Here is a 20191-nt window from a genome sequence, read left to right as displayed (position 1 = left end):
ACTAAGGCCGTTTTACGCGCCAGTTGAGGGCGGCAACCCCTCGGATTTTCGCACGCTCTCGACAATCCCCAGGACGGCGTCTTTTCCGTCCGCAGAGACGTCGGATAGGCGAAGAAGAACGTTTTTGATCTTCGCGTCCCGAAGCAGCGCGAGCAACTCAAGCTCCTGCACGGTCTTTTCAGCGACGGCATCGTCGAACCAATAAGCGGGATCCACCCCGAAAAACCCTGCGAGCGCTTCGAGATGACGCTTCGTCGGGTTATCGCGCTGCCCCGTCCGAAGGAGCCACAGGTACTGGGCCGACAGTTTGCCCAGGCCCCGCTTCTCCATCAGCTCGGCCACTTCAGCATTGCTGAAGGGGCCGCGATCGGGCGGGTGCACCGTGTCGAACAGGCGGTTTAGGCGGTCCATGAGCCCCTTGGGGTTCACCTGACCTTCGATGGACTCTTTCATGATCCTTTCCTGGGTGGGCTTCGTAGCAACTTCAACCACCCTACCCCGCCATAAACGCCAGTTGACGGGTTGATCCCCCATATGGAAAGTTCTTCCTCACCAGCACGTTTCCGTGTGGCACGCACCGCCTGTTTCAGGTCGACCTGTCCGTTTCTACCGGCAGGGGTACGCCGGAGGACGTGGCGCAAGCCACGTTCACCCAGCGACGTACGTCACGTCTGGCCCGCAAAACTTTGATCCTCGACCAGAAAGCGCGGAGGCGACGGTGGAAACACCTCATCCACATCGCATTTCCGCTGCGGAGGACATTAGACACTCGTTCCAATTCGGACACATTGGCACGATCTCGACAGTCGGGGCAACCGCGGCAACGGTGCTCCTCGACGCCGGAGGGCGGCCCGCGCCGAGCCCCACAGGGGGCTCCGGCGGCAGATCATGCGGTGACTCTCTGCAACCAGTACAGAGTTTAAGAACCAAGTCTGGATCTTGACACGGGTCCGTGCGTATGTTCGTCGTCCCCGGGCAGCCCGCCTGCGACGACGGACGTGAGGAGCCCGAGAGCACGGACCGGACCGAGTAGGTCCCGCAAAACAGCGACGGCGCCCGAGAGCGTTAACTCCCGGACGCCGAACGCTAAGTGGCACGTCCGCCCCGGCAAGGGCGGAGATTGCCCACCATCACCACGCTGAGTCCTTCCAGGGGCGCACCAGCGTGGCAACACTGCAAAGGGGAGTATCGCATGTCTCCTGCCCTGCGCGAAAGGCCCTTCCGCCTGGCCTGCGCGGCAGCCACCTCCGTCTCGGCGCTTCAGCGCGCCGAGCCGGACCACACCCTCCCGGCCCCGGCGAACCGCCGGCACCGCCCGCTCATCGGGAGCGGCCGATGAGCAGCGAGGCCCGCGAGTGGGTGTGGGAGCACAGCTCCAGCCGGGGAGCGGCGCGCCTGGTCCTGCTCTCGATTGCCGACCGTGTGGCCGACGAGCAGTGCGTCTCCTGGGCCTCGCTGTCCAGCCTGGCCAAGCGCACGCGCGCTTCCGTGTCCACGGTGCGCGAGGCCATCGACCGCCTGGTCGACGCCGGTGAGCTGGAGCAGCTCGACGACCTCGTCGGCCCTCAGCGCAGCACGGTCTACCGCCTGCCTCTCGCCGCCGTAGCGGTCGCACAGGCTCTGCGAGCGCAGCAGCCGGGCGAGGTGGGGGACAGCGACACGGCAGCGTCAGACGAGCCCGCTGTCCCTCTGAAACTCCGGCTCTCAGCTCTGCGCCGATTCGGAATCCGTCCGCGTGAGGTGCCGGATTCCCCCGCGAGGGTCCGGAAACCGGCAGTACCGGAAACCGGCAGGTCCCGACGGAAACCGGCACCTCGACGTACCGGAAACCGGCACAGCGATGTACCGGAAACCGGCACACAGAACCGTAGTGAACCTGATTTGAACCGGAGGTACAGCAGTGGTGGTGCGGCTGTCACCTCGGCTGCCGAGTGGCAGGTCGACCCAGCCACCCACGCCTGGGCCCGCCAGCAGGGACACCTCGATCGCCTCGGCGAGGAGGGTCTGCAGGCGGCCGACGCGAAGTGGCGTGCCCACCGCGCCGACTTCAAGCCGAGGCCGACGGATGCCTGGGCTGCCGACTGGCGCTCCTGGGTCGCCCGAGAGCACGCCCCCAGTCGCCCGAACCTCTATGCCGTGCCCGGCAAGGGTCCCGCCGCGCCGAGCGGCATGACCCGGGCCGAGGCCCACACCGCCGCTCTCCTCGCCGCCCTCGGCGAGCCGACCGGAACGGAGGGCTGACCGTGGACCGCCGCGAAACCGCCGCCCTGCTGGCCTACATCGGCCGACTCGACCCCCGCACCATCCGCACCGACCAGGGCGAGGCCCGCGACCAGCTCGCCCAGTGGCACGAGCTGCTCGGCGACGTGCCGATGGCCACCCCGAACGGCTGGGACGCCCGCGTCGCCGCCCGCCAGCACATCCGCGTCTCGCCGTACCAGATCCTGCCCGCGGACGTGGCCCGTCCCTGGGAGAGCTACCGGCGCGACCGCTTGGCCCGGCACTCCGACCCCACGCCGTCCGTCGACCCGGACGACCAGGCCGCCTGGACCGCCGAGCTGGTCGGCGCCCGCCGCGCCGTCGCCGCCGGCGCCGCGCAGCCCGCGCAAGCCCCGGCGATCACCAGCGGTCGCGACGGGATCGACCCGAAGCTGGAGGCGCGGCTGCGGGAGATCGGCTCGTGCATACCGCCCGCCGCCCGAGCCGCTCTCGCTCCCTACCGGCCCGCCCGAGCAGCACGCGAAGCGGCTGTCGCCCAGGGACAGCCCGACGCCCTCAGCGTCCGCTGCGAGTGGTGCCTGGCCCAGCCCGGCGAGCCGTGCCGCCGGCGCCGGATCGGCCCCGACGGCGGAGCGCGCGGAACCGCCCCGCGCGCCACCCCGCACCCCGGCCGCCTCGACCTCGCCGCCGCCCAGCAGGCCCAGCCGAGCGAGCAGGTCCAGCAGCCCGCCATGGCCTGACCGGCGCATCCGGCACGTGCGCCCCGGCCGGTGCACCGCCACCCAACACCACCGTCCCGCCCCGGCTGCGGCGCACGCCCTCGCGCCGCAGCCGGCACCCGACACCGCATCCGCCCAGCACCGCCCCAGCCGGCCGACGCGGCAGCACATCGGAGACCCCCTTGCGTCACATCACCACCCACGACGCGCCGGCCACCGGCCTGCGCGGCATCGGAGACACCAGCTGGCACACCCGCGGAGCGTGCCACGGCATGGACGTCGAGGACGCCGACGCCGTCTTCTTCCCCGGGCCCCGGGACCACGAGGACATCGCCGAGGCGAAGGAACTGTGCGGCTGGTGCCCGGTACGCCGCGACTGCCTCGACTTCGCCCTGGAGAACGTCCTCAAGGAGGGCATCTGGGGCGGCCTCACCGAAGCCGAGCGGCGCCCCTTGCACGACGGACTGCCCCAGCGCCTCGACTACCGGCGCGTGACGGCCTTCTTCCATGGACGCGACGTGCACCTGACCGAGGCCGAGCGGCAGGTTGTCATCCACCACGCCTACGTACGCGGCTGGCGGCCCGACCGGCTCGCCGCTGCCCTGCAGATCAGCCACAAGCACGCCCGTGACCTGCTCCGGCAGGCTGCCAACAAGGTGTTCGACCGCGACCGCACCTACGGCGTGCCGCGGCCCAAGAAGAAGCGGAAGAAGACCACTCCGGCAGCAGGGAGCCCCGCGCCCGCCGCACCCGGCACACAGCAGCCGGTGTCCCGCCCGGCAGCGTCGACTCCGGCGCACGCCCCTCTCGGAAAGGCCGCATGACCCACCCCGTCCTGGCCCTGAGCGCCGCTCCGGATCTCCCTCTCCTCCTCGCCGTCGGCGTGCCCGCCGCCCTCGTGCTGGTGCTGACCGCCTGGGCGTTCCGGCGTCGAGGAACCCGCCCGCAGAAACGTCTCGGCGGCCCAGCGGTCAAGGTCGCCGCCCTTGCCGCCCTCGGCTGCACCGCCTACAGCGCAGACACGAGCTGGCGTTTCGCCGCCGACTACCTCGACATGGCCGGCACCGCAGAGCGAGCCGGGATGTTCGCCGCGGCCGAGCTGGCGCTCTTCGCGACCGCGTTGATGGCACGGCAGAACCTGGCCGCTCAGGGCGCCCCCGGCCTGCCGGGCACGCTGGTCTGGGTGATCACAGGAGTGCAGGTGATCCCCGCCTACGCCGAGAGCGGCCCTGTCGGCGGCACGGTCCGGGCCTTCGTCGGGCCGGTCATGGCTGCGATGCTGTGGCACCTCGCCATGGGAATCGAGCTGCGTCTGCGCACCCCGGGCGCCGCCTCCCACGGACTGATCGCCGTCCTGGGCCGGGAGGCACGCGAGCGGCTGCTGTCCCGCCTCGGTATCGCCGCGCGAGACCGCGACGCCGCGCAGATCACCCGGGACCGGGCCACCGCCCGCGCGGTCGCCCTGGCCGCCCGTCTCGCCGAGCGCACGCCCGAGCAGCAGCGGAGTCGGAGCGGCCGTCGGCTCACGCGGCGCTTGTCGAAGGCGGTCGGCAGGGCATCGGTCGGGACCGACGCCCGCCAGCGCGCGCAGCTGCTCGACCAGCTCGCCGCCCGTCGGCACGCCCTCGCGCTCGCTACGGTCCCGCTGCCCTCTCCCTGGTCCCCAGTGCACAGCACCGCCACGGCAGCCACGGTCCCCTCGCAGCCGGCCTCGAAAGCGCCGGTCCCCGTAGCCGGTCCCGACGAGTCGGGCGGGGACCGGGGACCGTGCAAGCCGAGGGGACCGGTCCCCGAAATCGCGGACTCGACGGAGTCGTCAAGCGCGGGGACCGAAGGCGAGGACGCGGGGACCGGCGTGGGGACCGAGGCCCCAGAAAGGGACGCGGTCCCGGGGACCGGTCCCGCCGATTCGGAAGCCTCGGCGGGGGACGCCGGAAGCGTGGGGACCGACCTTCCTGCGCGAGAAGTACCTGCTCAGGGCGCCGATTCGCATCGGGGACCGACCGACACCGAGTCGGGGACCGAGCCCACCGGGGACCGGGGACCGACCGACACCAACACGGGGACCGAGCCCACCGGGGACCGGGGACCGACCAACACCAACACGGGGACCGAGCCCACCGGGGACCGGGGACACAACGTCCCCCTCCGGCGGAAGACGACCACGAAGACGAGGACGAAGAACAAGGGGAAGCGCGGCCGGTCCCGCACCCCGCAGACACAGCGCCCGCCACGCGAGCCGGAGCAGTCGGTGGACCAGCTCGTCCAGCAGGTCCGCCCCCACGTCCCCGCCCTGCTCGAACGGGACGGAAACGAGTCCGTCACCCGAGTCCAGCTGCGGGAGATCCTCCGCCGCGAGGGCCTGAAGGGCGGCCGGAACGACCGGCTGAGCCTCGTCCTCCAGGAACTGCGGAGCGACGACACCACCAAGACAAGGAGCACCGCCCGATGAAGACCTGCCACCAGTTCGACACCGTCCGCGCGGAGTACGAGCGGGAGATCGGCTTCATGCTCGCCCACTCCAAGCGGCACGAGGGCAGGCCGGCGGCGAAGTCCAGCGCAAAGCAGGCTGCCTCGACGAAGCAGCGGATGGCCCGGGCCCTCAACAGCCACGTCGGGCGCTGCCCCGAGTGCGGCTGAACCGCGCCAAAGCCCCAGCTCAACGCCCCTATCCGCAACAGGTGGCCCGGATCCGTGCCGGGCCACCGTCCCGCTTAAGGAGGTACGCCGTGATTCCGCGTCCCCCTCGTTCATCCGAGCCCACCGCCGCCGAGGCCAGCGCCTGGGCAGACGTCCTGGTCCGCCGGCGACTCCTGTACGCCGCCGTCCTCACGCCGACCGGCCAGTGGCTCGTCCAGGACCACCCCGACGAGCCCGTCCGCGTCCTCACGGGACCGGCCGACGTCCTCGCGCTGGCCGCGACGATCCAGCACCACACCCGCTCCACGAGGTCCGAATCCCGATGACGAACCCCACCCAGAACGGCAACACCCCGGTACCTGATCCGGACTCCAACTCGGTCTCGGGGCGAGCAAGATGGAGGTTCGGACACTCCCCCGAGGGGGCAGTGTCCGAACCCGTCCCCGCCCCTGGGGTGGCGGGGCCCGACTGGCACCAGGGGGCGCCAGTCGGGAAGACTGCGACCGAGGGCGGATCGCAGCCAAAAGCCGCCCACAAGGGGCGGCCGAAGGGGCGAGCGCGTCCGCGCGACAAGAAGCAGCGTCGCGCACACAGCGTCCGCCTCAACCCGTCCGAACTCGCTCTCATCCAGGCCGGAGCAGACGCCGCCGGTATGAGCGTGGCGGGGTTCCTCGCCTACGCCGGGCTAGCCATGGCCCGCGACCAGTCCCGTACCGCCGTCGCCATCGCCACCGAACGCGACGTGCTCACCGAACTGTTCGCGATGAGGCGGCAGCTCGGCTGGGCCGGCAGCAACCTCAATCAAGCCGCCAAGATCCTCAACTCCGGCGGTGACGTTCCCCAGCTGACCCAGGTGATGGCCGACGTCCACCGAGCGGCCGACGCGGTGAGGATGGCTGCCGACAAGGTAGCCAACCGGCAGGCAGACGAGGCGCCTTGATTCCACAGATCCACAAGCAGGGCAGCCACACCATGGGCCTGCTGTACTACCTCTACGGCAAGGGAACCCACGAGGAACACGTCGATCCACATCTCGTCGCCTCCTTCGACGGGATGTCGCCTGACCCCGGACGCGATGCGACAGCTACCAAGAAGGATCTCGGGCAGCTGCTCGACCAGCCCCTCCATCTCCTTGCCGCGGATCAACGCCCCGACAAGCACGTGTGGCACTGCTCGGTGCGTGCTGCGCCCGACGACCCGATCCTGACCGACGACCAGTGGGCGGACATCGCGCGTCGCATCGTCGCCGCCACAGGGATCGACCCGCGCGACGGCGCGGGCTGCCGCTGGGCCGCCGTGCGGCACGCTGACGACCACATCCACATCGTTGCCACCCTCGTGCGCGAAGACGGCCGACGCCCCGACCACCACCGATCCGGTAAACGGGCGCAGGCCGAAGCCCGTCTCATCGAGAAGGAACTCGGGCTCCGGCAGGTCGCCCCCGGCGACGGCACCGCCGCACAGCGGCCCACCAGTGCCGAACGGCACAAGGCCGAACGCCAGGGTCGCGAGCGCACCGCCCGCGAGGAGCTGCGCGAGACGGTACGGCGCGCGGTGTCCGGTGCGAGGAGTGACGAGGAGTTCTTCGACCGGCTCGCCGCCGCCGGCCTCCTGATCCGTAAGCGCGCCGCGCCCTCCGGAGACCTCCTCGGATACAAGGTCGCTCTGCCCGACGACCTGAACAAGGACGGCGAGCCGGTGTTCTACCCCGGCGCGCGCCTGGCCCCTGACCTGTCGCTGCCCCGCATCCGGGAGCGCTGGTCCGGCGACACCGGGCCCGATCCGACTCCACGGCAGGAGGATACGATCCATACGGGGCCCGGCACCCCGGCCTCCGCCCGCCGCAGGACGGCATCGGCCGCGTGGCAGGCCGTGCTCATCGTCGAGCACGGCGACGACGCGGTCGCCGCCGCCCACATCGCCTCCGCCGGCGAGGTCCTGGACGCGCTCGCGAAGACCTCCGCCGCACACACCCGCCGCGATCTGCGAGACGCCGCAACAGCGTTCGAGCGGGCCTCCCGCTCCCACGTACGCGCCGTACGGGGGCACGACCGCGCGCTGCGGCAGGCCGCCCGCGACCTCGTCCACGGCGGGCCCGCCCTCGGCCGCGGTGAGGACGGTGCCACCACCGCGATGGCGATCGACATGCTGTTCTTCCTCATCACCGCCGCTGCCCACTGGCACGCGAGAAAGGGCCACGCCCAGCAGGCCGAAGCCGCCGCCCATGCCGCCGAGCACCTGCGCACCGCCTACCAGGCCGCCGCTGCCCAGCCGCTCGGCGTGCTCTACCAGCGAGGCCGACGTCTGAGCCGGCCGGTGCTCCAGCGCCAGACCGTACTGCTGCGCGAAACACTGCCCCAACTCGCCGAGCAGATCCTCGCCGAGCCCGGCTGGTACGCACTGGCCGCGACCATCGCGGAAGCCGAAGCCGCTGGCCACGATCCGGCCGCTCTTCTGTCCGACGCGGTAGAGCGTCGCGAACTCGACACCGCAGACTCGGTGAGCGATGTACTGGTGTGGCGGATGCGGCGGACAGCCGATCTGCCCGCCGACGCCTCAAGCCTGCCCGAGACCAGCACCGCTGGGGTCCAGTCCGCAACACGCAGGACGACGACCAGGCCCTCCGCACCCGGACGTCTCCGCAGCGGAGAGGAGACATCGAGCAAGACCCGGTGAGCCCTGCTGAGTGCCGGGGCGGTATCAGCGCACCACCGAGACCAGGGACACCGCCACCGCCCCGCACGCGACCCACAGCATGGCCATACGCCACACCGGCCCCCGACGGAGTGCAGGCCCGCGCTGTGGGGTGCGGGCGCCGGAGCACGCGCAGGAGGGAAGGGAATGGCGCAGGTGCGGCGAGTCGAGGCAGTAGGCGCCGCGCAGTTGGGCGGCGGGAGAGGACGAGATGTGTTCGGGCACACCGTGGCAACGTCACTCTTCCGCTCGGAGACACGCGCCGTGGCCAACTCGTCATCCTCCGGCCTCGGGAGGCGAGGAACTGCCCGATGACCTGCCCGAAGGTGACTGTGGACTTTGTGAATTGAAACCGCCAGAGGCGTAGTGCACGATCATGAAGCGAGCAGGACGAGGCAAAGGAGGACGCCAGGGTGTTTCACCGAATACGCCGCCGGGCCAAGGAGCCCAGCGAGGCGCAGCGCCAGTTCGCCGAGCTGCATGCGCGGCTGCAGAATCAGGTCCCGCCCGGGTTCGGGGTACCGCCGGTCGAGCCGGAGCGCACCGAGCCGACCACCGTGGTGGACGACTTCCTTCCGCCGGAGCTGCGGGTGCCCAGCCACGACCAGGTCGACGGCAAGATGATGCCGTGGAAGCAGCCGCTCGTCCTCGATGGCGAGATGGTCGCCTGCGCCGAGTGCGGCGCGTACCGGGACTGGCTCATCCTCTCCACGCGCGACCAGATCTGGCTGCGCTGCCGGGTCGGCCACCAGCAGCAGGAGACCAGACTCGACACCGCCTGGTTCAACCGGAACTTCGGGCCGGCAGACGCGACGCACGCCACGTTCGAGGACTGCCTGCGCCACCTCGGGCACTGACCCCCACTCCTACGACCCCACCGGGCCCGCGGGCCCGCACTGACCACCCGTCGCCTAGCACCAAGGGGTCAGTTCCGTCATGCGCGTTCGCGTCGGCACCACCGCCCTCGGCATCACCGCCGCCCTCCTCGCCGTGCCCGCCTGCTCCACCAACGCCGCCGGCACCAAGCCCGACACCGCTCCCTCCGCCCGAACTGGGAAGCCGGCCGACGCAGCCCAGCAGGCTGCCCCGCTCACGTCGGCCGCGCTGGAGACCCGCCTGCTCGACCAAAGCGACCTCGGCAGCGGCTACCTGCGCAAGCCCGAACGCCGCACCCAGAACGACGACGTCACCGTCATAGGCTGCCCGGCCCTGAGCGAGCTAGGCGGCGACGCGGCGACCGGCGGCACCCTCACCTTCCCGCACAAGGCGAAGGCGTCCTTCACCTATGGCGGCAGCTCCTCGGAGGTCTCCGAGGAGCTGTACAGCGACAGCGTGGAGAAACTGTCCGGCGGCATCGACCGGATCTTCGACGCCATGACCGGCTGCCCGACCTATCAGGTCGTAGCGGGCGGCACCCCGATCGACATGGCCTCGCAAAAGCTGCCCGCACCCCGCGGCCTCGGTGACGAGCAGTGGAGCCAGCTCTTGACGTTCTCCACCGGAGGACGGAGCACCGTGGTCAAGCAGACCGCGATCCGCGACGGCAGCCTGCTGCTGATCGTTTCCGGCTCCCCGGCCCTCGTCGACCGCCACCTCGGCAAGGCCCTCGCCAAGGCCACGGCGACGAGCTGACCTGCCCGCCCGCCATGCCGCTGCCCCCGACCACGGTGGTCGGGGGCAGCAGCGCGTTACTGGCCGACCCGGTGAGCGGCGCGAGCAGCTCGGCCTGACACCCAGGCTCGAACCTGTCCGGGCTGTACGTAGAGCACGTTCGGGTTGTGACTGTGAGGCCCATAGCCGCTGGAAGCATTGACGAGTAGATACGCGCCTGCGGGAACGTGCCAGTTCCAGAACCAGGCATCCTGTTGCCGACCGGTGTCGCACCAGGTCACGACGGCCTTCGAGCCACGGCGTCCGTGCTGATAGACCCGCGTGACCTGGAGAAGTTGCCCTTGCCCGGAACTCCGGTGCTGCTGGAATGCCTGCCACTGAGCCGCGAGGGCGGCCGTGCGCTTGCGACGTGAACGGACCGACAGCGCGACCGTCACGGCGACGACGAGAGCGATGGCGACAAGGACGCCAGGGCTGGGGTGCATTGCGGCATCCTGCATCGTGCCGTCACAGGGTTGCAAACCCCGCGGGGACGCCGAAGACCGGCCGCCCGGCGACAGCGCCTCACGCCGGGCCGGTCCTCCCGACTGCCGTAGTGCACACCGGCGATTACGGCTCTGGAAGCAAAAAGCCCGGCCCCTCCAAACTGGGAGGGGCCGGGCTGCGTGCGTCGGGAACCGAGCGCGGGATGTTAGATGGCTGGCGCGCGCAGGAGGCGCTCCTGGGTGGCCTCGGGCAGCACCCGGCGCAGGACCGGCGCGGTCGAGCTGAGGGAGGCGGCGAAAGCTGCCACGAGGTTGTGCGGGACGCTGGCCCCGAAGGAGGCTGCCCACAGGCAGGGTGCGCCGAGCGCGGGCTCGGCCCATGCCTGCCATCCGGCCGGTCCCGCCTCGTCGGCCTCGGTCGTCAGGGCGCGCGGGTCGGCGTCCTGGATGAGGGGCGGCACCTCCCCGAGGCTGATGTGCGAGGTGAACGTCGGGTCCGTCGCTGCCGCCTGGGGCTGGTCGATGTCGCGGAGCCAGCCGTGGGCGGCGACAGCGTCGAGGACCAGCTCGGGGCCGGCGAGCGGCACGGCGGGCTGGTCGCGGGCGTCGAGCGCGACGAGGAAGTCGGCCACAGCCTCGCCGGGGACGTCGGTGGTGAAGTAGGCCGACCACTGAGCGAGCGGGCTGCTCGTGTCCGCGCGGGCGGAGATCTGCCAGGCGATCGGCAGTTCTCCCAGGTGGAACGGCTCGTCAGCCAGACTCCACTGCGCCCATCGGAGGGCGTCAGGGCTGATGTGCAGGACGGTGCTGCGCAGGACCTGACGGTCCGCCGGTGCCTCGTCCGGCTCGTGCCGTCCGCGGACGATCGTCAGGCTCGTCCAGCCGAGGCCGGACAGCGTGTCGGCGATGGCGTCGTAGAGGCGCCCATCGTCACCGGCCAGATGCCGGGGACCGACCCAGAACGCGGGCTGTTCGCCGCTCGGGGTGGACGGGTCGAGCGGGAAGTCGGGGTACAGGGGCGCCTCCAAGGGCTCGGTTCGGGTCTAGTTGCCGCCGGCACGGCGGCGGGGGCGGCGCGGAGGTGCCTGGACGGGGCCCTGCCAGGTCAGGGCGACGGCGACCTCGGGCGGCAGATGGCCGAGTTGTGCGTCCTCGTCCCGCCCTTCGGCGAGGTAGACGACGGTCCGGCCGGTTTCGTCCACCGACTGCACGACCTGCGCCAGGCGGTGTGCCATCGGAAAGAAGGGGTTCATGGCCTGGCGGACCGGAGCACTCCGGTCGCAGGCGGACAGCAGGTCGATGAGATCACCGACGGTCATCTCCGGGGACGTCACGAACAGCCTCCTGGGGTGAGGGGAAACGGGGAGCGAAGGAACGGGCCGGCGGCCGGCAGTTAGCCGGCCCTCCGAGTGAAGGCTTCCGGTGGGCTCTGCACGGTCATACGCGACGCGATGTCTCCAGCACGCGCGCCACGGCGGCGGCGACGATGTCGGCCGGCGTCTCGGTGTCGAACGACAGGTGATAGCCGGGCACCTTGGCCGTGCCGGTGACGGCGATAGTCCATCCCTCACCGTCGGTGCCGGGGCGACCGAGCGGGAACCAGCCGAGGTAGAAACGGCCGTCCTTCGAGCTGACGTGCACGTCCGCGCGGTCGTCCACGATCAGGTGGAAGTCCTCCGCGGAAAACTGGTCCATGACGAGCGTGGGCTGGCCGGGGCCGAGCTGCCACTCACGCAGCCGCAGGGCTTCGACGGTGGTGGAGAAACCGGGGCCCACGGGCGCTACGGTCACGGGCAATCACCTCTCTGACCTGGGGTTTCTTGCAAGGTCGTCTACGTTGACATGCCCTCGCACACCTTGGCCAGTCTTTCCGCGATCTTTCCTGTCTGCCCCCGGCGAACTGCTGTCCTTCGTCATCCAATCGAGGCGTTTGACAGCGAACCCAGTCGTACGGGGTTAGCGCACTGCGGATGCTGTACGGCCGTACCAGCTGGAGGGAACGGGGCCACGCCATACATCGAGGCGCCGGGAATGCCGTACGCGAGCGTCGGCGGCGTCCCCTGTTGGACTGCGCGACGTCCAGCTTCGAGGACGCGGTTCCGGTAGGACTGTTTCCGTGGTCGAGGGGTGCGCGCTGTTTCCAGGGCATCGGGCTGGTACCGGGCGGCGCCGACCCGGCAGCGCACCGTCCGCGCTCGCGGGCTGTCGCTTCGCCGGAGGGCGGGGGAGAAAACCGGGCCTCAAGAGGGCATCTCCGCCGTAGCATGGTGCCGCCTCTTTGGCAGGTCGCCAAGGCGTGGGCTGAGCGTCACTGCCAGGAGTATTTGGCCGATGAACCAGGAGAACGATGCAGCTTCGTCGCCTTCGTATCCGGAGTTTCCGCAACTTCAGGGACCTGGTCATAGATCCGTTCCCAACGCCCGCCGTGATCGTCGGCGAGAACGGTGCAGGCAAGAGCAACTTGCTGCACGCCCTGCGACTGGTTCTTGATCCAGATCTGCCAGACCGGCGCCGGGATCTGCTGCCGGAGGACATCCACGACGGCTCTCCCGCCTTGGCCGAGGGGGCGGAGGTCACTGTGGAAATCGAACTCTGCGGCTTTGAGGACGATCCCGATGCGCGGAGCGAACTCGACGGGGCCATCGTGAGCGTGGATCCGCTTGCCGCCCGGCTCACATACCTGTTTCGGCCCAGGCAATCGGCGGCACTCCTGTTGGGCGAGGAGGAGGCCGAGCCGCTGACACCGACCGACTACGAATGGACCATCTTCGGCGGCACGGACCCGAGCAACAGCATGCTCGGCGCGAAGAAATATGCCGCGCTGTCGGTTCTGCCAGCCCTGCGGGATGCCGAGAGCGACCTCGCGCGCCCAGAGCGCAGCCCTCTGACGAGACTGCTGCGCGAGCTTCCCCCATCACAGACCAGCATCGACAAAACGCTGGAGGCGATGCGCAACGCGCGAGAGGATCTCGGCCGCGATGCCAACGTCCAGCGTGTCGCCGACCTGATTCGGGCGCGCGTCACCACCATGGCCGGGCCCCGGCTGAATCTCGATCCGTCACTGGCTTTCATCGGGCGCGATGAAGATCTGCTGCGCAGCATCCGGTTGTTCATCGACCCATCCGCCACTAGGGGCGTTGATCGGACCTCAACGGGCACCGCCAACGTGCTCTACCTGGGGCTCCTGCTGGAGTGGCTGGGCCTGCGCCGGGGCGCCGTACATGGCGAGGACACCCTGCTGGCGGTCGAGGAACCAGAAGCCCATCTCCACCCCACCTTGCAGCGGCACCTGTTTGCCCACCTACTCGCCCAGCCCAACCGCCTGCTGCTGACTACCCACAGCCCGCATATCGCCTCCGTAACCCCGCTGCCCAGCCTGGTGCTCTTGCTGGATGGCGGTGCTGGGTCCGAGGCGCGTGTCATGTCCCCCGACCTACTCACGGCGCCCGAGCGAGCGGACCTGCAGCGGTACCTCAACGTCAACCGGGCAGAACTGCTCTTCGCACAAGGCGTCGTTCTCGTTGAAGGGATCGCTGAGACTTACGTCTTGCCCGCGCTCGCCCGATCCGCCGGGTTCAACCTTGACGCCCACGGCATCGTCGTCGCCAGCATCGACGGAACGGATTTTGCTCCCTACGCAAAACTTCTGGGCCCCTCCGGGTTCAACCGCCCCTTCAGTGTCCTGACCGACGGCGACGCCGTCGACACCGAGGACAAGGAGAAGTACCGGCGCGAACTGGGCCTGAAGCGTGCCCTCGGCCTGTTGAAAGTCCTCACCGATGCAGCCACGGCCGATACGTATGAGGAAGCGTTGGGCGTTCTGCAGGAACAGAACCTTCCGGACACCGGAGGTTCGCGGACGGGGCGCAGGGAACTTGTCACCACCGCCGCGGGCTTCGGCATCTTCGTCGGCCCGGACACCCTGGAGACCGACCTTGCACCGCTGCTGGGCAAGGAGATGAAAGCCACCTTCAACGAACTCGCTAACGGGCGGACACGCCGCGAGAACTTCGCCAAGGCCGTGGATCAGGTCTCTGCTGGGCCTTCCACCGCCATCCAGCGCGACGCCATCGTCTCCCGTGTCGAGCGCGATCCTGTCAGCAAGGGCCGCTTCGCCCAGCGGCTTGCAGCCCACGTCGAGCAACTCGATCTACCCACTCGGATCCGGGAATTGCTCAGTGTCTCCGCCGAGCAACCCGTGAGCCAGGCAGACCTGCTGGGTCTGCCTGGCTGCGGACCTCTGCTGGCGCTCCTGGACGATCTGCGCCGCCGCTACGAGAACCTGCCCCTGGCCCCCACCCTTGAAGAGACCAGTGGATCATCTCCCGGCGAACAGGGGACGAGTACATGACCTCTGCCCCGCCCGTCCGTGAGCCTGCGGCAGACGCCTCTACTCCGCCGCCGGAACACCCCGTGCAGCTGACGCCGGCCCCGGCATCACTCCGGCTGCCTCCGGCCTTGGCCCAGGAGATCGCCGACTTGCATCCGCGACAACGTCAGGCTGTACATCATCAAGGCAACCTGGTTCTCGTGGCTGGCCCGGGAGCGGGAAAGACACGCACCCTCGTGGCCCGCGTCGGCCAACTTCTGGCGAATACCAGCCCTCACCGCGGGATCGCCGCGATCACCTACACCGATGCAGCAGCCGCCGAAGTCACCACCCGACTGCGAATCCTGGGCATGCGCCCCGGCCGACGGCTGGCCAGCCGCACCGTGCACGCCTTCTGCCTACACCACATCCTTCGGCCGTACGCACGATTCACTACCGTGCCGTACGCCGACGACCTGCCTGTCCTCAGCGACACCGAAGCCAACAAACTCTGGGCCCAGGCCACGTACACGGCCGGCCTGCCGGTGAAGGACAAGCCAGAAAGTCTGTTAACCAAGATCCGGCGTCTCATGGCTGCCGGACACAACCTGCAGGGCTACCAGCACCAATACGTGAATGCCGTCCACCTCTACGAGCAATCTCTGATCGACCGCGGCTGCTGGGACTTCGACGCCATGCCAGGCCGAGCGCTGGCTGTACTCCGGGCAAGCGAGCCCGCCCGCGACATGCTCTCAGCCCGATTCCCCCACCTCGTCGTCGACGAATACCAAGATCTCAATCCCGTGCTGCACTCCGTGGTCACCGAACTCCTCATGGCCGGAGTCCAGGTGACCGCCGTCGGCGACCCCGACCAGACCATGTACGCCTTCCAGGGCGCTGACATCCGGTTCTTCAAGGAACTCCACGAGCGAGATGACTTCACCACTATCCAGCTACTGGTGAACTTCCGTAGCGGCAGCAACCTGGTGGCCGCAGGCCGCGGCGTGCTGGGCAGAGACCCCGGCTACAGAGCCGATCCGGATCAGGAAGCACCCGGAACCGTCACCCTCGAAGAATTCACTGATGAAGACGACAGCGATCTCGTCGACCACGCGCAACGCACCGTCGACGTCATTCGCCAGCGAATCGCAGCAGGCACCTTGCCCGAAGATATTGCCGTGCTCTATCCGGGCAACAAGAATCTCCTAAAGCACCTCACCAACGCCCTCCAAACTGCCGACCTGCCCTGCGACATGGAGCGCACCCGCAAGATCCCCAGCGGACCTCTCGCCGACTTCGTCTCCGCCTGCACCGCTCGCCGGCTGGCCGGCCCTGTACCCGGTCCTGAGGACCTGCCGCCGCATGCTCCCGATGGTGAGGTTGGAGGTACCACGGATTCGCCGTCGGAGCCCGCACGGCGGCGGACGTCGGCGCAACAGGCCAAAACTGTCCGAGAACTAGCTTCCACATGGCATCACCGCCGACAGGCCGCGGGTATCACCCTGGAGGAGGAAACACCGCGCAGCCTCGCCCGGGATCTCCTGACACTGCTCGACGCCCCCGACCGCGAAGCCCCAGAGGATGACACCACGGCCTTCCTCGACCGCCTGCTCGCACACCTCAGCGTCGACCAGCTAGCCAGCCTCGCTCCCGATCTTCGAGACCAGCAAGCACCGAGTGCTCTCCGAACTGCGGCAGCAAGTGGCCTGACAATGGCGGAACTTGCCGGCGAACGTGCCCCCGGCCGCATTGTGCTGACTACTTACCACAGCGCCAAGGGGCGGGAATTCTCGGTCGTAATCCTTCCCGGCCTGGTCGACGGCCTCATGCCCTTCTACTTCGCGAACCAGAACCTGACGACCAGATCCCTCAAGGAGCAACGCCGCAACTTCTATGTCGCAGTCACCCGGGCCCAGGACGAAGTCGTCCTTATTGCCGGTGACCGCTTCACCGATCCGTACCACGGCGTACGAACCGAAGGACGATCCCAGTTCGTCGACGACATCCTCAACCAGGCATCGAATTCGGCCTGAACCCCGCGCTCGGCCAGGCAGCCGCCAGGTCAATCTGATGCAGACGCCGAGGCGCCGCCCGGGCTGGAACCAGGGCGCGGTCGAGATAGATATCCATGGCGCCAGTGACTCGTCGCGTGGGGTGCTGATGACGGACGCAGTCCGTCCCCCATCCGACCTTGAGCGGGCTCGACTCACTCGCAGACGACGACTGGGTTCGCTGTCAATCGCCTCGCTTGAATGACAAAGGACAAACTGCACTGCCATCCGTCGCACCTGCTGGCTCCGTGCATCTATCCGGGCCGGCGGTAGGGGTGCAACTCGGGAGATTGAGAGAGTGCCCGACGTCGCCTCCATGCCATCCACCGGGAGCGAAGAATTGCCCCTGGCCGCCGCGACGAGACCTCCAGCCTCCACGTCAAGCCGACACGGCATCCTGGTCCGGAGGTGCCTGCGGCGGTGAGCCATCAGGAGGTCGCGGTCCTCCAGGATGCGCCGAGTTCCGCGAGCCGCCCCCGAAGCACGCTGCGCTGCTCCTCCAGGTCCTGCGAGGCGGGCGAGACGAGATAGATGTTGTCGCGGTACAGGCGGAACCCGATGCGCTCCCATCCCTGGGCGATCTTAGTGTTCACGCGGTCCCACTCGGATCGATCCCTCAGACGCTGGCTGCTGAGGTCAGTAATGCCGGGTGAGCAGGCGATGGCCCGGCAGCCGGGCATGAGCCGATGGATCGCCTCGATGCCGAGCACGGCCGCCAGGCCGTGGCCGCGCCACTGCGGATCCAAGGTCACCCGGTCCATGACGAGCAGCGCGGAGCCGATGTACTCCAGCAGCTCGCCGACCTCGCTGGTGAACGAACCCGTCTGCGGGTCAAGGAGGACCTGGGCGGTCTCGTACAGCTCGTCGGATTCTTCCTCCATGGCCCAGTAGGCATTCCGGCCGCGGTCGAGATGCACCCGGTAGAAAGTCATCGACCCGACGGCGACATCCTCCACCCTGCACGACGGGCAGTCCGCGGTGACGCAGTCGCCGCTCGGCGCCGGGCCCTGGCCGCCGTCATGCGTACGCCGCCGGTGCAGCACGGCCACGTCCCACCGCTCCAGCGTGTCCGCCTGCGGGGTGTCACAGAGTTCGTCGCCGTAGGAAATGCGCAGATGCAGCTCGGTGGGGTCTCCGGGCAGCGAGGAGGGCTCGATCACTCCGGAAGGCTAGCTGTGCCGCCACCGAGAGATCGGCGCCACTGCCACGGTCACGATCACCCCTGCGGATCGGGGGCGAGGGTAACGGCCAACCACGGCGCCGCCTCTTCGCGGTAACTATGTCCGACTGGGACCACTTCGGCGCCGCGGGCGAGGCTGAAGATCGTCACCATGATCATGTCCGAGCCGTCGGCAACGGAGGTGAGCTGGGTTCGGCAGCGCCGGCAGGAACCTCGGTGCAGCGTCGGCCAGGTGGAGAAGTACGTCGGCTCGCCTGCGGGGCCTGTCCACTTCAGGGCGTCCTTGCGGAATCCGACCCAGGCCATCGCCGGCGCCCCGGACAGGCGCGTGCAGTGCTCGCACGAGCACAGGTGGGGGTCATCCGGGGCGCCCGCCGCCTCGTATGTGTGATCGCCGCACTGACAGCCCCCACTCCACAGGTCAGGGACGACGATCGGCTCGGCCATGGGATGGCTCCTCTGGTGCGAGAACGTTGATTGCAGCGGCAGTGTGGCGCACCCCTGCGTGTTCGCGCTGGCGTTCGGTGCCCAGCGACACCAAGGAGACGACAAGTCCACCCCTGCCGGTGAACGCACGCACGGGCCCCGCTGTTCGCCGGCACGCTGCGCCCCGACCGCACATGGACGGCGGGCGGCCCGGCAGCGGCAACCCCCCGCCGGTAGACCGCCTCGGCCACCAGCTCGCCTTGGCACACCCACCACGGCCCGCAGCCGTGCGATCGTCCGCCTGCCGCGCAGCAAGCTCCACATCCGCTGAGAACGAGGATGGGATCTGTGCTGATTTACCCCGGTTCCCCAAGTGAGGCCCATCACAGTCGAATTGCACCCGCTCCGGAGATGAGCGAGGGAATCGGGCGCCCTTAACGCGTGTGACCAGTAAGCCTTTTAGGGATGACCCTATTACCTAAACCCACCCCCCTCTTGAACGTACATTTGAGGGAATTCAAGCTGAAAAGAAAAATCCGATACCGTCTCTGCACATGGGACTCGCAACGCATTTCACGACCATGTACAGCCCGGTCCTCGCATTGCTGACGGTGCTGTTCGCCGCAGCACTGGCGCACCCTGATCCGCAGGTGAGGGCCCGGGCGGAGCGGATCCTGGGGATGATTTTCGGGGCACGGTAGAGCGCACAATCAACCTATACAAAGTGCCATCACTGGATTTCAAGCACTGCCAGGGAGCCGCGCCTCCGTTCACGCACGACGAAGCCCCCGGAATCGATTCCGGGGGCTTCGCGTCGTAAGGCGGATAGGTCAGCTCTCGGTGGAGCCATCGTCGGTGGAGTTGTCCGTGCGCCGACGGCGGGTCATGACGAGGGCGCCTCCGCCGGCGGCGATCAGGACTCCGGCGCCGCCGATCAGCCACGGGGTGGCGTCGGCGCCAGTGTGCGCGAGCGAGCCCGCGGGGGCAGGCGCCGCGGTGCTCGACGCGGTCTCGTCGGCGGTCGGGGTACCCGAGGCGGACGGAGCCGGGACATCCTCGCCCTCGCCGGGCTGGCCCGGGGAGGGCTTGTCGCTCGGCCTCTCGGTGGGCTTGCCGGTCGGCTTCTCCGTGGGCGGCGGGGTGGTGGCGGTCTTGGCGTTGGTGACGGTCACGGTCACGGGATCGCCCGGCTTGGCCTTGAACTCCTTCGAGAGCTTGTAGATGTCGTAGCCGACGGGTGCCTTCACCTGCTTGACCCAGAAGTCGCTGCCCGTGCGGGAGTTGATGGGTAGCTTGCCGCTGGCCGTGCCGTCGGATCCGGTGGTCAACGTCAGGATGGTCTTGTCGCCGCTGCCGATGTTGACCGCGGAGCCGGCCAGCAGCTTGCCGGTCTTGTCGTCCTTGGCCTTCAGGAGAACCTTCGCGGCCTTGAACGGGTCGACGATCGTCAGCCGAGTATTCGTGCCCGGGGTGACGATGACGTCCTGGTCGGCGACGACCTCGTGGAGCGGGCTGCCTGAAGCCGTCTCCTTGAGCCGGTAGACGCCCGGCTCAAGGTCGGGGAAGGTCAGCTTCCCCTGTGCGTCGGTCTTCCCGCGCCCGGCTTCCTGGCCGGCGGAGTCGAGCAGCAGGAACGCGGCGCCGGGGAGCACATCCCCGGCCGTGTCCTTCGCGGTGATCTCGACGCTGCCCGCGTCCGGGGCCGGTGTCTCGGCGTGGGTGGCAGGGGCTGAGGGGGTCGGTTCGGAGGGCTGGGCGCTCGCGGCCGGCGCCCAGGCGAGGGTGCCGGCCGCCGCGACGGCGACGGCGGCGGATCGGACGAGACGTGCGTGCACGAGGTAGAGGACTCCTTGATC

The 20191-nt window shown here is 69.2% G+C and carries 20 protein-coding genes; 13 read left to right on the top strand and 7 right to left on the bottom strand.

Features of this window, described 5'->3' with window-relative positions:
* Nucleotides 1-12: 12 nt before the first annotated feature.
* Entirely contained in the window at nt 13-453 is a 441-nt protein-coding gene (locus tag OG698_RS37965; RefSeq protein ID WP_326746067.1) for an XRE family transcriptional regulator, read from the bottom strand.
* 739 nt (nt 454-1192) lie between these two features.
* Here OG698_RS37965 and OG698_RS37960 point away from each other — a divergent pair.
* The 11 genes from OG698_RS37960 (at nt 1193) to OG698_RS37910 (ending at nt 9905) form a co-directional block, all read left to right on the top strand.
* Complete coding sequence (locus OG698_RS37960; RefSeq protein WP_406108436.1) at nt 1193-1339, top strand: hypothetical protein; 147 nt, start codon at nt 1193-1195, stop codon at nt 1337-1339.
* The gene (locus tag OG698_RS37955) at nt 1336-2241 is read left to right on the top strand and encodes a helix-turn-helix domain-containing protein (protein ID WP_406108434.1); all 906 of its coding nucleotides are present in this window, start codon (nt 1336-1338) and stop codon (nt 2239-2241) included. The genes OG698_RS37960 and OG698_RS37955 overlap by 4 nt, the downstream gene beginning before the upstream one ends.
* Before the next feature lie 2 nt (nt 2242-2243).
* Nucleotides 2244-2960 (top strand): hypothetical protein, encoded by a 717-nt coding sequence (locus OG698_RS37950; protein WP_406108433.1) that lies wholly within the window; start codon nt 2244-2246, stop codon nt 2958-2960.
* Between the two features lie 161 nt (nt 2961-3121).
* The gene (locus OG698_RS37945) at nt 3122-3763 is read left to right on the top strand and encodes a WhiB family transcriptional regulator (RefSeq protein ID WP_406108432.1); all 642 of its coding nucleotides are present in this window, start codon (nt 3122-3124) and stop codon (nt 3761-3763) included.
* The gene (locus OG698_RS37940) at nt 3760-5391 is read left to right on the top strand and encodes a hypothetical protein (RefSeq protein ID WP_406108430.1); all 1632 of its coding nucleotides are present in this window, start codon (nt 3760-3762) and stop codon (nt 5389-5391) included. Before OG698_RS37945 ends, OG698_RS37940 begins: the two co-directional genes overlap by 4 nt.
* Nucleotides 5388-5579, top strand: coding sequence for a hypothetical protein (locus tag OG698_RS37935; protein WP_055493674.1), 192 nt, complete (start codon nt 5388-5390; stop codon nt 5577-5579). Before OG698_RS37940 ends, OG698_RS37935 begins: the two co-directional genes overlap by 4 nt.
* An 89-nt stretch (nt 5580-5668) precedes the next feature.
* Complete coding sequence (locus OG698_RS37930; RefSeq protein WP_406108427.1) at nt 5669-5905, top strand: hypothetical protein; 237 nt, start codon at nt 5669-5671, stop codon at nt 5903-5905.
* A gap of 101 nt (nt 5906-6006) precedes the next feature.
* Nucleotides 6007-6519 (top strand): plasmid mobilization protein, encoded by a 513-nt coding sequence (locus OG698_RS37925; RefSeq protein ID WP_326746061.1) that lies wholly within the window; start codon nt 6007-6009, stop codon nt 6517-6519.
* The gene (locus tag OG698_RS37920; RefSeq protein WP_406108425.1) at nt 6516-8255 is read left to right on the top strand and encodes a relaxase/mobilization nuclease domain-containing protein; all 1740 of its coding nucleotides are present in this window, start codon (nt 6516-6518) and stop codon (nt 8253-8255) included. The genes OG698_RS37925 and OG698_RS37920 overlap by 4 nt, the downstream gene beginning before the upstream one ends.
* 431 nt (nt 8256-8686) lie before the next feature.
* On the top strand, nt 8687-9130 hold the full coding sequence (locus OG698_RS37915; protein ID WP_406108423.1) for a hypothetical protein: 444 nt from the start codon (nt 8687-8689) through the stop codon (nt 9128-9130).
* 79 nt (nt 9131-9209) lie between these two features.
* Complete coding sequence (locus OG698_RS37910; RefSeq protein WP_406108422.1) at nt 9210-9905, top strand: hypothetical protein; 696 nt, start codon at nt 9210-9212, stop codon at nt 9903-9905.
* A gap of 670 nt (nt 9906-10575) precedes the next feature.
* Here OG698_RS37910 and OG698_RS37905 read toward each other — a convergent pair.
* From OG698_RS37905 to OG698_RS37895, 3 genes are all read right to left on the bottom strand, one after another.
* On the bottom strand, nt 10576-11397 hold the full coding sequence (locus tag OG698_RS37905) for a DUF317 domain-containing protein (RefSeq protein ID WP_406108420.1): 822 nt from the start codon (nt 11395-11397) through the stop codon (nt 10576-10578).
* 15 nt (nt 11398-11412) lie between these two features.
* On the bottom strand, nt 11413-11703 hold the full coding sequence (locus OG698_RS37900; RefSeq protein WP_237511529.1) for a hypothetical protein: 291 nt from the start codon (nt 11701-11703) through the stop codon (nt 11413-11415).
* A 103-nt stretch (nt 11704-11806) separates the two neighbouring features.
* On the bottom strand, nt 11807-12160 hold the full coding sequence (locus tag OG698_RS37895; RefSeq protein WP_399080194.1) for a DUF317 domain-containing protein: 354 nt from the start codon (nt 12158-12160) through the stop codon (nt 11807-11809).
* Between the two features lie 556 nt (nt 12161-12716).
* Between OG698_RS37895 and OG698_RS37890 the strand changes: the two genes are divergently transcribed.
* Together OG698_RS37890 and OG698_RS37885 are read left to right on the top strand one after the other, a co-directional pair.
* Nucleotides 12717-14720: an ATP-dependent nuclease gene (locus tag OG698_RS37890; protein ID WP_406108419.1), complete on the top strand. Its 2004-nt coding sequence runs from the start codon at nt 12717-12719 to the stop codon at nt 14718-14720.
* Between the two features lie 107 nt (nt 14721-14827).
* The gene (locus OG698_RS37885) at nt 14828-16711 is read left to right on the top strand and encodes an ATP-dependent helicase (protein ID WP_406108417.1); all 1884 of its coding nucleotides are present in this window, start codon (nt 14828-14830) and stop codon (nt 16709-16711) included.
* Between the two features lie 446 nt (nt 16712-17157).
* Here the strand turns inward: OG698_RS37885 and OG698_RS37880 are convergent, their stop codons facing one another.
* The 3 genes from OG698_RS37880 to OG698_RS37870 form a co-directional block, all read right to left on the bottom strand.
* Nucleotides 17158-17889, bottom strand: coding sequence for a hypothetical protein (locus OG698_RS37880; RefSeq protein ID WP_406108415.1), 732 nt, complete (start codon nt 17887-17889; stop codon nt 17158-17160).
* 56 nt (nt 17890-17945) lie between these two features.
* Nucleotides 17946-18356 (bottom strand): GFA family protein, encoded by a 411-nt coding sequence (locus OG698_RS37875; RefSeq protein ID WP_406108414.1) that lies wholly within the window; start codon nt 18354-18356, stop codon nt 17946-17948.
* 809 nt (nt 18357-19165) lie between these two features.
* Complete coding sequence (locus tag OG698_RS37870; RefSeq protein WP_406108412.1) at nt 19166-20170, bottom strand: SpaA isopeptide-forming pilin-related protein; 1005 nt, start codon at nt 20168-20170, stop codon at nt 19166-19168.
* Nucleotides 20171-20191 lie beyond the last annotated feature (21 nt).

The organism is Streptomyces sp. NBC_01003, from assembly GCF_045162695.1.
GTDB lineage: Bacteria > Actinomycetota > Actinomycetes > Streptomycetales > Streptomycetaceae > Streptomyces.
This window is presented reverse-complemented; position numbering and strand designations above follow the sequence as displayed.